Annotated in this window: 15 protein-coding genes; 10 read left to right on the top strand and 5 right to left on the bottom strand. The window is 66.2% G+C overall.

The annotated features are described in order from the left end of the window. Nucleotides 1-166: 166 nt before the first annotated feature. Nucleotides 167-682 (top strand): TIGR00645 family protein, encoded by a 516-nt coding sequence (locus ACK4FK_RS13765; RefSeq protein ID WP_409745658.1) that lies wholly within the window; start codon nucleotides 167-169, stop codon nucleotides 680-682. A gap of 4 nt (nucleotides 683-686) precedes the next feature. After that, complete coding sequence (locus tag ACK4FK_RS13760; protein ID WP_409745534.1) at nucleotides 687-1,757, top strand: hypothetical protein; 1,071 nt, start codon at nucleotides 687-689, stop codon at nucleotides 1,755-1,757. On the opposite strand, the gene ACK4FK_RS13755 is transcribed toward ACK4FK_RS13760, so the two are convergent. Further along, nucleotides 1,747-2,082, bottom strand: coding sequence for a hypothetical protein (locus ACK4FK_RS13755; RefSeq protein WP_409745533.1), 336 nt, complete (start codon nucleotides 2,080-2,082; stop codon nucleotides 1,747-1,749). The genes ACK4FK_RS13760 and ACK4FK_RS13755 overlap by 11 nt on opposite strands. On the opposite strand from ACK4FK_RS13755, the gene ACK4FK_RS13750 reads away from it, so the two are divergent. Next, nucleotides 2,081-2,374, top strand: coding sequence for a hypothetical protein (locus ACK4FK_RS13750; protein ID WP_409745532.1), 294 nt, complete (start codon nucleotides 2,081-2,083; stop codon nucleotides 2,372-2,374). The genes ACK4FK_RS13755 and ACK4FK_RS13750 overlap by 2 nt on opposite strands. Further along, on the top strand, nucleotides 2,371-3,018 hold the full coding sequence (locus ACK4FK_RS13745; RefSeq protein ID WP_409745531.1) for an outer membrane protein: 648 nt from the start codon (nucleotides 2,371-2,373) through the stop codon (nucleotides 3,016-3,018). The genes ACK4FK_RS13750 and ACK4FK_RS13745 overlap by 4 nt, the downstream gene beginning before the upstream one ends. A gap of 70 nt (nucleotides 3,019-3,088) precedes the next feature. Here the strand turns inward: ACK4FK_RS13745 and cueR are convergent, their stop codons facing one another. Together cueR and ACK4FK_RS13735 are read right to left on the bottom strand one after the other, a co-directional pair. Further along, the gene (gene cueR, locus ACK4FK_RS13740) at nucleotides 3,089-3,502 is read right to left on the bottom strand and encodes a Cu(I)-responsive transcriptional regulator (RefSeq protein ID WP_409745656.1); all 414 of its coding nucleotides are present in this window, start codon (nucleotides 3,500-3,502) and stop codon (nucleotides 3,089-3,091) included. A gap of 11 nt (nucleotides 3,503-3,513) precedes the next feature. Continuing rightward, nucleotides 3,514-5,946 (bottom strand): heavy metal translocating P-type ATPase, encoded by a 2,433-nt coding sequence (locus tag ACK4FK_RS13735; protein WP_409745530.1) that lies wholly within the window; start codon nucleotides 5,944-5,946, stop codon nucleotides 3,514-3,516. 206 nt (nucleotides 5,947-6,152) lie between these two features. Between ACK4FK_RS13735 and ACK4FK_RS13730 the strand changes: the two genes are divergently transcribed. From ACK4FK_RS13730 to ACK4FK_RS13710, 5 genes are all read left to right on the top strand, one after another. Continuing rightward, entirely contained in the window at nucleotides 6,153-6,734 is a 582-nt protein-coding gene (locus ACK4FK_RS13730; RefSeq protein ID WP_409745529.1) for a PAS domain-containing protein, read from the top strand. 209 nt (nucleotides 6,735-6,943) lie between these two features. Continuing rightward, complete coding sequence (locus ACK4FK_RS13725; RefSeq protein ID WP_409745528.1) at nucleotides 6,944-7,672, top strand: response regulator; 729 nt, start codon at nucleotides 6,944-6,946, stop codon at nucleotides 7,670-7,672. 365 nt (nucleotides 7,673-8,037) lie between these two features. Beyond that, on the top strand, nucleotides 8,038-10,185 hold the full coding sequence (locus ACK4FK_RS13720; protein WP_409745527.1) for a methyl-accepting chemotaxis protein: 2,148 nt from the start codon (nucleotides 8,038-8,040) through the stop codon (nucleotides 10,183-10,185). A 143-nt stretch (nucleotides 10,186-10,328) separates the two neighbouring features. Further along, nucleotides 10,329-11,399 (top strand): gentisate 1,2-dioxygenase, encoded by a 1,071-nt coding sequence (gtdA, locus tag ACK4FK_RS13715; RefSeq protein WP_409745526.1) that lies wholly within the window; start codon nucleotides 10,329-10,331, stop codon nucleotides 11,397-11,399. A 12-nt stretch (nucleotides 11,400-11,411) separates the two neighbouring features. After that, nucleotides 11,412-12,050 carry a hypothetical protein gene (locus ACK4FK_RS13710; RefSeq protein WP_409745525.1) on the top strand — a complete coding sequence of 213 codons (639 nt, stop codon included), beginning with the start codon at nucleotides 11,412-11,414 and terminating at the stop codon, nucleotides 12,048-12,050. A 327-nt stretch (nucleotides 12,051-12,377) separates the two neighbouring features. Here ACK4FK_RS13710 and ACK4FK_RS13705 read toward each other — a convergent pair whose 3' ends face one another. After that, on the bottom strand, nucleotides 12,378-12,626 hold the full coding sequence (locus ACK4FK_RS13705) for a hypothetical protein (RefSeq protein ID WP_409745524.1): 249 nt from the start codon (nucleotides 12,624-12,626) through the stop codon (nucleotides 12,378-12,380). 128 nt (nucleotides 12,627-12,754) lie between these two features. Between ACK4FK_RS13705 and ACK4FK_RS13700 the strand changes: the two genes are divergently transcribed. Continuing rightward, nucleotides 12,755-13,129, top strand: coding sequence for a nuclear transport factor 2 family protein (locus ACK4FK_RS13700; protein ID WP_409745523.1), 375 nt, complete (start codon nucleotides 12,755-12,757; stop codon nucleotides 13,127-13,129). 48 nt (nucleotides 13,130-13,177) lie between these two features. Here the strand turns inward: ACK4FK_RS13700 and ACK4FK_RS13695 are convergent, their stop codons facing one another. Then, nucleotides 13,178-13,678: a GFA family protein gene (locus ACK4FK_RS13695; protein WP_409745522.1), complete on the bottom strand. Its 501-nt coding sequence runs from the start codon at nucleotides 13,676-13,678 to the stop codon at nucleotides 13,178-13,180. Nucleotides 13,679-13,740 lie beyond the last annotated feature (62 nt).

The raw sequence follows: 13,740 nt of genomic DNA, 5'->3' as shown, positions 1-13,740 counted from the left end.
CGCCGCGGCGATGAAAACCGCTGGCCATGACATGGGCAATCGCGTCGGGATGCTGCGATTAGCGCACCGGTGTGGAAAAGCGGGGCCGGGGGGCTCTGGCGGCAGCGTGCGGCTTAGGCTAGCGTGCCGGCCGGAATTGCCCGTGCCGGAAACCGCCATGCGCCAGATCGAACGCCTGCTTGAAAAGACCCTGTTCGCCAGCCGCTGGGTGATGGCGCCCTTCTATCTCGGCCTGGCGGTGGCCCTGATCCTGCTGCTGGTGAAGTTCATGCAGGAGCTGTTCCACACCATCCCGATCGTGTTCACCATGACCGAGAGTCAGCTGGTGCTCTCGATCCTGGCCCTGATCGACCTGTCGCTGGCCGGCAACCTGCTGCTGCTGGTGATCTTTTCGGGCTACGAGAATTTCGTCTCCAAGATCGATACCGGCGACCACAAGGACCGTCCGGGCTGGATGGGCAAGATCGACTATTCCGGCATGAAGCTGAAGCTGGTGGCCAGCATCGTCGCCATCTCGGCGATCCAGCTTCTGCGCGCCTTCATGAATATCGAGCAGATGACCCATGCCGAACTGGCCTGGCTGGTCGGCATCCATATGACCTTCGTGGTTTCGGGCGTGCTGCTGGCGCTGATGGACCGGCTGACCGAAAACGGCAGCGGTCACAAAAAGGACGGCGACTGATCCGATGCCGCGCGCGGGAATTTTCGCCGCGCTGCTGCTGCTTCTGGCCGGTTGTGCCGGCGACCCGGATGCCGGCTTTCGCGACCTGCCGGATGCCGTGCAGCGCCCGCATCCGCGCGCCGTGCCGCATACCGACCGCACCGGCGCGCCGATGGCAGGCTACGATCCGCTGCGCTCGGTGCTGCCGCTTGCCCTGGGCGGCGCGCTGGCCGATTACGCCGCCGGGCCCAGCCGCGGCTTCCAGGCCGCCTTCGCCGCCGATTTCAATGCCGTGTCGGCCGATCCGGGCCAGCCGCTGGCAGCCCTGACGACAGCCGCCGCCGGCTCGCGCGTGCAGCTTCTTGTGCCGGCCGCCGAAACCACCGATTCCGTCCTGCTCGATTCAAGCCGCGCGGTGGTGATCGAGATGCCGCGCGACCCCATGCAGGCGGACCGTTTCGCCGCAACCGCGCGCGATCATGCCGGCCGGCCGGCCTGGGCCCTGCTGCCGGCTTATGCGCGCGGCAGCGAACCGCTGATCAACCCGGCACAGGCCCGCGCGCTCGCTTTCGCCGCGCTGGTGCATGGCGCCAGCGGCCTGATCTGGCAGGGCGAGGACAATTACGCCGCGCGCAATGCCGGCGCCCTGGGCATCAGCGCCGCGCCGCGACTGGATTACGGCATCACCATGAATGGCACCGCCGCCGCGCCGCCGCGCATCGCAACGGCAAGCGAGGTGGCGGCATCGAAACGCCTGTGGGATGCCGTGGCCCAGATCAACCGGCGCATCAATCGCCTGCGCGCCGCCCTGCTGCAGCCCGATGCCGATGCCGCCTACCGCGTCGCCGCGCGCGAGCAAGCGGCGGATGGCCGGCCGGTTTTGCGCGCGATGCTGAAACCGTGGGACGGCGAGTGGCTGCTGATCGTGGTGAACCTGCGCAGCGAAAGCCGTGCCATGCGCGTGCACTTCGAGGGCGGCTTCCGCCGCGCCGCGCATCTGGACAGCGACGCGCCGCTGCTGCAGGACGCTGCACGCGGGATTCTGCGCGACGAGATCGAGGCCCACGGCCTGCGGCTGTACCGGATCAGTCGGTAAGGGATTTATTCAGCGCCAGCGCCTGCAGGGCCGGCAGGGCGACCTTGTCCTTGCCGGTAACCACATAGCTCTGCGCGATGCGGTCGGGCGCGGTGACGGTGACGGCGACGCCGTTTTTCGGACAGATGCCAAGACAGCGCACGCGCGCCACCCGTACATCCTTCCTGTGGCCGGCCGCCTTCATCGCATCCTTCAGCTCGGCGGCCAGATCGACACCGCGTCCGCCATCGCATTCCGAGCAGAGCAGCACCAGCGCCGTGGACCAGTCGGGCTCGACCGGTTCGATCGCCGGTTTTGCGCTGTGGTGGTGATCATGACTCGACATGGCAGACCTGCGGCGGGACGGACTGCAGCCGGGCCGCAGCGAAAAAACGGTGAAAACCATGCATCAGGTAGACAATCAATGCGGCCGCGGCAAGACCGTGCGGCATGAAAAATCCCGATGCAACGCCGCAGGAATGCCCCGGTTCCATGTGACGGTGCGCACAGGAGCGGCAAGGCGGCGCGTCGCGGCGCCGCAATGCCATGATTTCGCCACCAAGGCATCCATCATTGCCCATGACCGCCAGACACAAGAGCGGCAGCCTCGCCAACCTGTATCAGGAGTTTTTGCATGACCCGTCTTGCATCCGCCACGCTCGCAGCCGCGCTGCTCGCCTCCACGGCCATCGCCCCGGCTTTCGCGCAGGACAACACGACCCAGAACAACACCCTGCGCACCGGCGCCTATGGTGGCCTCAGCTTCGGTGCGCTGATGCCTGAAGACACTGACGGCCCGAACGGCTCGGAAGTGGAGCGCGATACCGGCTATGCCATCTTCGGCCAGTACGGCTATCGTTTCCCCAACCAGCTTCGCCTGGAAGCCGAACTGGGCTATGGCAACAGCGAATACGACCGTTTCCGTGCCGGCGGCGCCAGCAGCGGCCTGGGCGATGATACCGACATGTACTCGCTGACCGGCGCAGCTTATTACGACTTTGCGACCGGCACGCCGCTGACGCCCTATCTGGGCGGCGGTGCCGGCCTGGTGCATCAGCGTTTCGACCGCAGCACGGCGGGCGCCGGCGGCACCACGCTGGCCGGCAATGACGGCAGCAGCACCGACCTGACCGCCTTCGGCGAGGTCGGCCTGTCGTACCAGCTTTCCAGCAGCCTCGAACTGGTGCCGAGCTATCGCTATCAGTGGATCAACGACGGCGAACAGGGCCTGGACGACACCACGATGCATATCGCGCGCATCGGTCTGCGCACCTGGTTCTGATCCGGATCGGCATGCAACGGAAAACGGCGGGCCATGCCCGCCGTTTTTTTTGCGCCCGTCCGCGCTGCGCCTAGTGGCAGGCCTTGCCGGCTTTCGCGGGCCCGCCGAGATCGTCGAGGATCGGGCAATCGGGCCGCGCATCGCCATGGCAGGCCTCGGCCAGATGCTGAAGGGTGCGCTTCATCGCCTGCAGTTCGGCGATCTTGGCGGTCAGATCGTCGATATGCTTGGTGGCGATTTCCTTCACCGCCGCCGAGGGCCGCGAGCGGTCGCGCCACAAGCCGAGCAGCATGCGGATGTCGTCGAGCGCAAAGCCCAGATCGCGCGCGCGCCGGATGAAGCGCAGCATGTGCACGTCGGATTCGGTGTAGACGCGATAGCCGCTGGTGCTGCGCCCGGCCTCCGGCATCAGGCCGACGCTTTCGTAATAGCGGATCATCTTGGCGCTGACGCCCGAGGCATCGCTGGCCTGGCCGATATTCATGCCCCCACTTTTCATGCCGCTGTCTCCCGTCGTGTTGGCCGCCAGCGCTTGAGCAGCAGGGCATTGCCCAGCACCGAGACCGAACTGAGCGCCATGGCGGCGCCGGCCAGCATCGGGCTGAGCAGGCCGAAAGCGGCCAGCGGAATGCCGATCACGTTATAGGCGAAGGCCCAGAACAGGTTCTGCTTGATCTTGGCGTTGGTGGCGCGCGCCAGGGCGATGGCGTCGGCCACCAGCGCCGGATCGCCGCGCATCAGCGTGATGCCGGCCGTCTGCATCGCCACATCCGTGCCGGTGCCCATGGCGATGCCCACATCGGCTGCGCCCAGCGCCGGCGCGTCGTTGATGCCATCGCCCACCATGGCGACGGCACCGCCGCTCTCCTTGCGCAGGGCCGCGACCAGCGCGGCCTTGTCCTGCGGCAGGATCTCGGCTTCCACGCGTTCGATCCCAAGCCTCGCCGCGACGGATTCCGCCGCGCCCCGGCTGTCGCCCGACAGCATCACGGTGCGGATGCCCATCGCCTTCAGCCGCGCGACGGCAAGCGCCGCCTGCGGCCTGGGCTCGTCGCCGAAGGCGACCAGGCCCAACACCCGCTTCTGCTGTGCATCAGCCAGCCACGATACCGTGCGCCCCTGCGCGGCCAGCCTGTCGGCATCGGCCTGCAGGGCCGACATGGCGATGCCGTCCTCACGCATCAGCCGGGCATTGCCGAACAGCAGCGGCGTGCCATCGATGCTGCCGCTGACGCCACGGCCCGGCCGGTCGCGGAAATCATCCATCACGCCGAGCGGGCAGCCGGCAGCCTTGTCCCGCACGGCCTGGGCCAGCGGATGCTGCGAGCCGGCCTGCAGGGCGGCCGCCTGCATCAGCAGCGTCTGTTCGTCGCTGCCGGGTGCTGCGACGATTTCGGTGACCACTGGCTTGCCCTCGGTGAGCGTGCCGGTCTTGTCGAAGGCCACCAGCGTGACATTGCGCGCCGCCTCCAGCGCCTCGGCATCGCGGATCAGGATGCCGTGCCGCGCGGCCAGGCCGGTGCCGACCATCAGCGCCGCCGGCGTGGCGAGGCCCAGCGCACAGGGGCAGGCGATCACCAGCACGGCAATGGCATGCACCAGCGCCATCTCGATATCGCCGCCCGCCAGGGTGAGCGTGAAGGCGAAGGTGACCAGGGCGATCAGCACCACGACCGGAACGAACACGGCGCTGATCTGATCGACCAGCTTCTGGATCGGCGGCTTGCTGGCCTGCGCGCTTTCCACCAGCCGCACGATGCGGGCGAGCGCGGTTTCGCCGCCGACCGCCATCACGCGGGCCACGATCAGGCCGTCGCGGTTCAGCGTGCCGGCATGCACGACATCGTCGATGCCCTTTTCCACCGGCAGGCTTTCGCCGGTGAGCATCGATTCATCCACGCTGCCGCGTCCTTCGACGATCAGGCCGTCGGCGGCAAAGGCCTCGCCGGCCCGCACCACCAGCCGGTCGTCGGGCTGCAGCATCACCGTGGCGACCTCTTCCTCGCCGCCATCGGCCCGCCGCCGCCGCGCCGTGGCCGGCTTCAGCTTCATCAGCGCGCGCAGAGCGGCCACCGTCTGGCCCTTGGCGCGGGCCTCCAGCCACTTGCCCAGCCGCACGAAGGCGATGATCGCCGCCGCGCCTTCATAATAGAGATGCGGCATATCGCCTGGTTCGGCGCGCCACCACAGCCAGGTGCTGAGGCCCCAGGCGGCGGTGGTGCCGAGCGCCACCAGCAGATCCATGTTGCCGGTGCCCGCCCGCAGCGCGCCCCAGCCGGCCTTGTAGAAACGCCAGCCGAGAAGGAACTGCACCGGCGTGGCAATCACGAACTGCCACAGCGGCGGCAGCATCAGGTCGTGCCGGCCACCCAGCTCGAACACCATGCCGCCCGCCAGCGGCAGGGTGAGCAGGATGGCCAGCAGGGCCAGGTTGCGTTCGCGCGCGACGCGGGAGGCTGCCTCGTTCTCGCGCGCGGAATCCGACGCGGCAGCATCATCAAAAGGGCGCGCCTCGTAACCCGCCTTCTTCACGGCATCGATCAGCGCGGCCACGTCGACGGCGCCGCGCGGCACGACCACCTCGGCGGTTTCGCTGGCCAGATTGACGCTGGCCGACTGCACGCCGGGCACCGCGTTCAGCGCCTTCTCGACACGGCCGACGCAGGAAGCGCAGCTCATGCCCGCGATCTTCAGCGCCAGGCGATCCTGCGGGACCTGGTAGCCGGCCTTCTCCACCGCGGTGACCAGCGGCGCGAGGGCGGCAATATCGGGCGAGGCGAATTCCACATGGGCGGTTTCGCTGGCCAGATTGACGCTGGCCGAGCGCACGCCGGGAATGGCGGCGAGGGCCTTTTCGACCCGCCCGGCGCAGGAGGCACAGCTCATGCCCGCGACCGGCAGGTCGAGGGCGGCGACAGCAGCAGACATGGCGAAGATTCCTTTCGGCAGGGGATTGCTGCCCCTACAGATAAGGCTTCCAATGATGGGAAGGTCAAGCGGCGGTTTGCGAAACCAGCAGCAAGGCGCGAAAAACCCTAGATAACCGGGATAAATTGAGATTATCAACCGGTTTTTTGCAGCCGCAGCCTCTTAACGGTGGCCAGGAGGCAAAGCAGGTTGGATAGTCTGCCCCCATGGATTTCCTCGCCAGCCTGCCCACACCGCTAACAGAGCCGAGCCGTCGCTTTTTCGCCCAGTGGCATTCCTGGCGCGGCGGGCGCCTGTTGCCGCGGCGCGGTGCCATGGATGCCAATGGTCTGGGCGACCTGCGCGGTTTCTGCCTGCTGCTGGACATCCAGGGGCGCGATACCATTCCGATCTGCTTCGCCGGCAGCATGGTCGCCGACGTGCTGGGCACCGACCTGGCCGGCCGCAACTACCTCGATCTCACCGAACCGGAAAACCGCGCGCGCCGCGCCGCGCTGCTGTTTGCCGAAATCGCGCAGCCCTGCGCGGCGGTGATCTATTACTGGCTGCACAGCGACCGCGGGCGTACCCTGCCGATCGAATTGGTTTCGGCGCCGCTCTGCGCCGATGACAGCGAACAGCCGTCGCTGGTGCTGGCCTGCGCCACGCCGCTGATCCCGTCGCAGGGCGGCGACAGGATGAATGCCGGTTCCTATGCCGAGGGCGAAGGCCTTCGGTTCATCGATATCGGTGCCGGCATTCCGCCGGTCGGCGCCGATCTGGTGATGTTCGGGCAGGGTGTTCAGTAATTCAGGGCGTTCCGTGATTCCTGCCGTCAGATGATCCACGGATTCGGGCGGCTTCAGGATATCCTGGTGCGGCCGGCCGGGAATTGCGCCGGTATCCTGACGAATTCCCGCATTCTACCGGGTCCTAAACAACCGAATGGCTGGCAAAGCCAAATTTTTCCGCTAAGCTGACAGGTAGAAAACAGCCAGTCGTTGCAGCGGCTGGTTCCATGCGGGAGGCCACCCTGGCATCGGACAATAAGGCTGAACGGCAGCGCATCTTGTTGGTTGAGGACTCGGTGCCCGTGCGCGCCGCGTTGCGTGTGGCGCTGGAGGCGGCCGCCTACGTGGTGGAAGAAGCGCCGACCGGCCGCGACGGCCTGGCCAAGGCCGGCCTGGCCGATCTGCTGATGCTCGATCTTGGCCTGCCCGATATCAGCGGTTTTGAGGTGCTGGAGGAATTCCGCAAGACCGCCAGCACGCCGGTGGTGGTGCTGTCGGGCCAGGAGGAAGTCGAGGCCAAGATCCGCGCCCTCGATCTGGGCGCCGACGATTACGTCACCAAGCCCTTCGATGCCGGCGAATTGCTGGCCCGCGTGCGGGCGGCCCTGCGCCGGCGTGGCGAAGCGACGGCCGCCAACGGTCCGGTCAGTATCGGGCCCTTCCGCATCGACCCGCTGACCGGCGATACCCGGCGCGACGACCGGCCGGTGCGTCTGTCGCCGATGGAAGCGCGCTTCGTGAAAATGCTGGCGCAGAAAACCGGCCAGCCGGTGGCGACCAAGCAGCTCACCGTCACGCTGTGGGGCAACGATTCCGCCGAGATGCGCCAGGCCCTGCGCGTGCTGGCCCGCAAGGTGCGCTGCAAGATCGAGAAGGATCCTGACGAACCGCGCTTCCTGCTGACCGAGCCGCGGCTGGGCTACCGCCTGATCGACCCGGATTACGCCGCAACCTGACTATTTCGTCGGGGCTGCCCGGCTTTCACAAAAATGTGCCCGCCGGAATATCGCAGGGGTACTTGGCAAGCCGCGCCGGCGCTCCCATATCGAATGCATGCGGCGGCAGCTTGCCGACGCCGGCATCGGAGACCCCCCCTTTCCGATGCCTTTCTGGCGCAGATTTATCCTTGCGCAAAACGCCCGGTTCGCCCCCCGACCGGGCGTTTTCTTTTTTGCGATGCCGAAGGATTTGTCTTGTGAAGATTCCAACTACATCCAAGGATTGTGCGGCATCCGCAATGTTCAGGGCCGACTAGTGCCCGGCAATCGGGAACGGAACAGGCGGATGCCGGACGGGCCAACAAGAACCGGGGGCAGGCGTCATGAAAATTTCCGTATCGATGAAAATCCTGGGCATCGGCGCGATCCTGCCCGTCTCCTTCCTCGTGCTGGGGGTGATCCTGTTCCTGCAGAACAGGGTGGCCGAGCGTTATGCGCGACAGGATGCCGAGGCCTCGACGATGCTGTCGGCCGTCGCCGATGCACGCGGCGCCTTCATGCAGATGCGCATTCTGGAGAAGGCCTTCATCTCCGATCCCTCGGACGACAGTCTGAAAGCCCACGGCGAAAGCCTGGCGCGTGCCAAGGCGCGCATCGCGGCGATGGACAATTTGCTGACCACGGCCGAGGAAAAGCAGATGGGCGGCGAGATCGGCCAGAAATTCGCCGATTACGAACGCAGCTTCGCCGCTTTGATGCAAAGCTTCCGCACCATGGGGTTCGATGAAACCGTCGGCCTGCAGGGTGCCTTGCGCAAGGCCGTGCATGAGGTGGAGACCCAGTTCAGGGACCGCGATGCATCCTACCAGGCGGCGCTGCTGACCCTGCGCCGGCGCGAAAAGGATTTTCAGCTTCGCATCGAGGATCGCTACCGCCAGACCCTGAACAAGGAGGCCGAAGCGTTGCAGGCCCGCATGAAGGATGACGGCCTGGGCAACCTGCTGCCGCTGATGGAAGCCTATGCCCGGGACTTCAACGCCTATGCCGATATCCGCCTGCAGGTGGATGCGCAGGTCAAACAGGTCGAGAATGTCGGTCAGGCCATGATCCCGGTCTTCAACCGGCTGTTCGAATACAATCAGGCCGAAGTGACGGCATCCAAGGCCGCGTCCAAGACGGCGCGCGACCAATCGGTGGTTTGGATGTTCGGCATCATGCTGGCGACCGGCCTGGTCGGATTTGCCCTTGCCGTCCTGATCGGGCGCGGCATCGCCGGGCCGCTGGTGCGCATGATCGGCATCATGAACCGCCTGTCGGAAGGCCAGTTCAGGCAGGAGATTCCGGTTCTGCGCCGCAGCGACGAGATCGCCGACATGGCGCGGGCCCTGGGCGTATTCCGCGCCAATGCCGAGGAACGCCAGCGCCTGGAGGCCGAGGATCGCCAGCGCATCGAAACCGAGCGCCGCCGCGAGGAGGATCAGCGCCGGCGCGACGCCGAGGTGGCAGCCGAAATTTCCACCTTCTGCAGCGCGATTCTGCAGGGCGACCTGAGCCGCCGCCTGCATGAAGAGGGCAAGGATGGCGTACTGCTGGAACTGTCGCGGCAACTCAACAACCTGTCCTCGACATTGCAGGACATGACCGGAGAGATTTCCGGCGTGGCGGTGGCGATGGCGGATGGCGACCTGACGCGCAGCGTGAAGGGTCAATATGAAGGCGTGTTCGGCGCCCTGAAGAACGGCATCAACGGCATGTCGGACAAGCTGCGCGGCCTGGCGGGCCGTTTGCGCGAGACGGCCAGCGCGGTCAACAATGCCTCGGCCGAGATCTCGACCGGCAGCCAGGACCTGGCGCAGCGGACGGAGAGCCAGGCGGCCAGCATCGAGGAAACGGCCGCCTCGATGCACGAGATCACCACGACGGTGAAGCAGAACGCCGACAACGCCCAGGCGGCCAACCAGCTTGCCATGGCAGCCCGCGAAACCGCCACGCATGGCGGCGGGGTGGTGGGCGAGGCCGTTGCCGCCGTGACGCAGATCGAGGAGAGCGCACGCAAGATCTCTGACATCGTCGGCCTGATCGACGAGATCGCGTTCCAGACCAACCTGCTGGCCTTGAACGCCAGTGTGGAAGCGGCGCGGGCCGGCGAGGCGGGCAAGGGGTTTGCCGTGGTGGCGCAGGAGGTGCGCGCCCTGGCCCAGCGCTCGGCCAATGCGTCGAAGGACATCAAGGCGCTGATCAGCGAAAGCAACGCCCAGGTGAAAACCGGCGCAACCCTGGTCAATCAGGCCGGCGCATCGCTGACCGATATCGTGACCGCAATCAGGAAGGTGAGCGACATCGTGGCCGAGATCGCCGCCGCCAGCCGCGAGCAGGCCACGGGCCTGGACCAGGTGAATGTTGCCGTCAGCCAGATGGACGAGATCACCCAGCGCAACAGCGCCCTGGTGGAGGAAACCACGGCGGCAGCCCAGAGCCTGTCGAAGCAGGCCCGCGACCTGGCGGAGATGGTGGCCTTTTTCCGCACCTGACCGCTTTGCAGTCCGGACGATCCGTCGTCCGGACTGCGCCGCCGGGCCGGATGGCCTGCTTCGGATGGCGGCTTGGGTTTCGTCCGTAGTCTGATATTCTAGGCGCAATCCCGCCAGGCAAGCCGGGAGACGAGGATGACGCCATGACCCAGCAGCCGCAGATCGATCAGGCCGTGATGCAGCAGCGCCGTGCCTATTACGAGCGGATCGGCACGCGCAAGATGGCGCCGCTGTGGGAGGTGCTGCATGCCCTGGTGATCCCGCAGCCGAAAAGCGCCTGCCAGCCCGCGCTGTGGCATTACGCCGATATCCGCGACGACATCATGGAAGCCGGCCGCCTGATCACGGCGAAGGAAGCCGAGCGCCGCGTGCTGATCCTGGAAAATCCCGGCATGCCCGGCCAGTCGCGCATCACCACCTCGCTCTATGCCGGTCTGCAGCTCATTCTGCCCGGCGAGGTTGCCCCCGCGCACCGGCATACGCAGTCGGCCCTGCGCTTCATCGTCGAGGGCGACGGCGCCTATACGGCGGTGGATGGCGAGAAGACCATCATGCACGAGGGCGACTTCGTCATCACGCCGAGCTGGACCTGGCATGATCACGGCAACGACAGCGACAAGCCGATGGTGTGGATGGACGGCCTGGACATTCCGCTGATCCAGGCGCTGGACTGTTCCTTCATGGAGCGCCTGCCCGAGGACAGCCAGCCGCTGTCGCGACCCGCCGGCGATGCGCTGGCGCGCTACGGCTCGGGCCTGCTGCCCGTCGACTTTGAGGCGAAGACGCCGACCTCGCCGGTCTTCAACTATCCCTATAGCCGCACGCGCGAGGCGCTGGAAACCATGCGGCGGGCCAATGAATGGGACCCCTGCCACGGGCTGAAGCTGCAATACATCAACCCGGCTACCGGCCAGAGCGCCATGCCCACCATCGGCACCTTCATGCAGCTTCTGCCAAAGGGCTTTGCCGGCACCACCTACCGCAGTTCGGATGCCACGGTGTTCAGCGTGGTGGAAGGCCGGGGCCATACGCTGGTGGGCGAAGGCGAGACGCAGCAGCGGTTCGACTGGGGCAAACGCGACACCTTCGTGATCCCGAGCTGGGTGCCGCACAGCCACCACGCGCCGGATGCCGATGCCGTGCTGTTCAGCTTCTCCGACCGGCCGGTGCAGAAGGCGCTGGGCCTGTGGCGCGAAAGCCGCGGCAACCGCTGAAAAGGGATTCCCATGGCCAAGATCACCAAGATCGTGGAAATCGCCAATGACGACGACGAGATCGACGACGATGCCGAGATCGGCGGCGATGGCGGCAGCGACGATCTGGACGGCCTGCGCGCCGTGGCGCGGCTGGCCAAGCTGGTGGGCAGCCTGCCATGGTTCTCGGCGGTGGGCCGGCCGCTGACGCGCGGCGAACTGGCCGATGCCGAGGGTTATGTCGCCGGGCTCGGCTTTCCCGGCATCGGCATCGCCGGCGTGGAAGACTGGCTGGCGGCTTCCCATGCCGCGCAGGCGCCCGACTGGGGCGACGACTGGTGGCAGGCCGAGGAACAGATGCGCCGGAGCCTGCTGGACGAAGCCCTGCTGATCAATCCCGAACACGACCTGACGGTGGCGCTGGAGCATGTCTCGACACGGGCCAGCGAAAAGGCCTTCGACCGCGCCACGGCCAGCGCGGCGAAACACGGGGTGAGCGATCCGGCGCTGATCCAGGTGGCGGCGGGCGCCGCGGCGCAGGCGGCCTATCAGGCCGCGCTGGTGCTGGCCGCCGACGGAGACTCCGATCATCCCTTCGCGCTGAAATTCCGCCTGTTCGAGGCCGGCCGCCTGCCGCTCGGCATCACCGGCAACACGTTCAACCTGTTCTGAACATGGCCTATTGGGTATATCAAAACTGGACTCACAAGCGCGGGCGGATTCACGTGCCGGATTGCAGCCATTGTAATCATGGCGAAGGTACGCAAGCTTCGCATTCGGGCCGAAATGATGAGTGGCGCAGCTTCCAGACTCGCGATGAGGCTTTTTCTTATATGGCATCTCTAAATTACGCAGATGCTGGGGGGTGCCAAGTTTGCAACCCGTAAACTAGCGTCATGGCCGGACTTGTTCCGGCCATCCACGTCTTTAGCTGTATTCAACATACACGTGGATGCCCGGCACAAGGCCGGGCATGACAACTCAAGCGGAAGAGCGGGCCTAATCCTCGCCGCGGATTTCCCGGCGGCGGCCGTAGAGGAAAATGCCGACCACGATGGCGCCCAGCACCAGACTGAGCGCCACGCCCCAGATCAGCGGCCAGGTGGCGGCGGGATCGAAATCGGCGCCCATCCCGGTCCAGAAGCGCACGGCCATGACGATGGCGCCGGCCAGCGCGCCGAGCAGCGCGAGCGTGATCAGGACGGCGAACACCTTGTCGGTGCGGGTATGTTGTGGCGCGACGGGCATGGCATCTGGCATCGTTTGATGGAAGGCCAGATGACGCGGCGCTGTCGAGAATCAAGCACTGCGGCGAAAGGCCGCGCCAGGTATGCCGGCCCATGGCATACTGCAGCGCAACAGACAGGAGGAATCGCATGCCCAGCCGGCAGACCGTGGAGGATTTCATCGCCCTGGTGGAGAGCAACCGCCATGACGAGGCGATCGAGCGTTTTTACACCGAAGACGCCAGCATGCAGGAAAACCTGACCGAGCCGCCGCGCCAGGGCCGCGACCGGCTGGTGGCCCATGAACGCGCCGTGCTGGCGCGGGCGAAAAGCGTGAGCAGCGCGTGCCTGCGGCCGGTGCTGATCGACGGCGACACCGTGGTGGTGCACTGGGTGTTCCATTTCGAATTCAAGGATGGCAGCAAACGCCGCATCGAGGAGCTGGCGCACCAGACCTGGAAAGGCGAAAAGATCTGGCGCGAGCGGTTCTACTACGATCCGGCGCAGATGAAGGCGGAGGCATAGGGCATCCTCGCTGTTGTCCCTCGCGGGCTTGACGGCAAAGGACGGTGCCTATCTGACCCACATCTTGTGTTTCCTGTGCCAGTCGGCCAGCGAGAGTTTCGGATATAGCTCGTAGCTCTCGTCGGCCCTGCCGATCTGCGGCTTCACCCAGGATGCCTTGTAGCGCAGCATCAGATGCACCTTCGATTTCGGCCTCGGCAGGTCGGTGTCGATGGCGGATGCAAAGGGGTGGATCAGGTCCGGCCAGGTGGGATCAAACAGCCAGAGCGCCGTCGCGCATTTTTTGCAGAAGTTGCGCTCCCCGGTGCTGGTCTCGCAGTTCCCGCCGCTGTCATCGCAGATTTCGGCGCGATAGACGCCGATGCTGCTTTTGCCCCTGGCGATCTGCAGGCTGGCGGAAAGGCCGCCGAGATTGATGGCAAAGCCGCCGCCGCCCGCGGTCTTCCGGCAGATCGTGCAATAGCAAAGCTGGTATGGCACCGGCGTGTGGCTGTCGAGGCTGAACGCCACGGCGCCGCAGCGGCAGGATCCTTCAAGATGCATCGGCATGGCCAGTCTCCCCTCATTGGGATTGAGCTGATGTGGCTGATCTGCAACAGCAAACGATGCGG

Origin of the sequence: Ferrovibrio sp. (assembly GCF_046297895.1) — a bacterium.
In the GTDB taxonomy this organism is placed as follows: Bacteria; Pseudomonadota; Alphaproteobacteria; order Ferrovibrionales; family Ferrovibrionaceae; genus Ferrovibrio.
The sequence above is the reverse complement of the archived record's forward strand: the minus strand, read 5'-3'. Positions and strand labels throughout refer to the sequence as shown.

Coding starts and splice junctions, on each gene's coding strand:
- ACK4FK_RS13710 (WP_409745525.1), top strand. CDS start 11,412: ATGGCCAAGATCACCAAGATCGTGGAAATCGCCAATGACGACGACGAG.
- ACK4FK_RS13695 (WP_409745522.1), bottom strand. CDS start 13,678: ATGCCGATGCATCTTGAAGGATCCTGCCGCTGCGGCGCCGTGGCGTTC.
- ACK4FK_RS13750 (WP_409745532.1), top strand. CDS start 2,081: ATGGCAGACCTGCGGCGGGACGGACTGCAGCCGGGCCGCAGCGAAAAA.
- cueR (WP_409745656.1), bottom strand. CDS start 3,502: ATGAATATCGGCCAGGCCAGCGATGCCTCGGGCGTCAGCGCCAAGATG.
- gtdA (WP_409745526.1), top strand. CDS start 10,329: ATGACCCAGCAGCCGCAGATCGATCAGGCCGTGATGCAGCAGCGCCGT.
- ACK4FK_RS13745 (WP_409745531.1), top strand. CDS start 2,371: ATGACCCGTCTTGCATCCGCCACGCTCGCAGCCGCGCTGCTCGCCTCC.
- ACK4FK_RS13760 (WP_409745534.1), top strand. CDS start 687: ATGCCGCGCGCGGGAATTTTCGCCGCGCTGCTGCTGCTTCTGGCCGGT.
- ACK4FK_RS13720 (WP_409745527.1), top strand. CDS start 8,038: ATGAAAATTTCCGTATCGATGAAAATCCTGGGCATCGGCGCGATCCTG.
- ACK4FK_RS13725 (WP_409745528.1), top strand. CDS start 6,944: ATGCGGGAGGCCACCCTGGCATCGGACAATAAGGCTGAACGGCAGCGC.
- ACK4FK_RS13700 (WP_409745523.1), top strand. CDS start 12,755: ATGCCCAGCCGGCAGACCGTGGAGGATTTCATCGCCCTGGTGGAGAGC.
- ACK4FK_RS13730 (WP_409745529.1), top strand. CDS start 6,153: ATGGATTTCCTCGCCAGCCTGCCCACACCGCTAACAGAGCCGAGCCGT.
- ACK4FK_RS13735 (WP_409745530.1), bottom strand. CDS start 5,946: ATGTCTGCTGCTGTCGCCGCCCTCGACCTGCCGGTCGCGGGCATGAGC.
- ACK4FK_RS13705 (WP_409745524.1), bottom strand. CDS start 12,626: ATGCCCGTCGCGCCACAACATACCCGCACCGACAAGGTGTTCGCCGTC.
- ACK4FK_RS13755 (WP_409745533.1), bottom strand. CDS start 2,082: ATGTCGAGTCATGATCACCACCACAGCGCAAAACCGGCGATCGAACCG.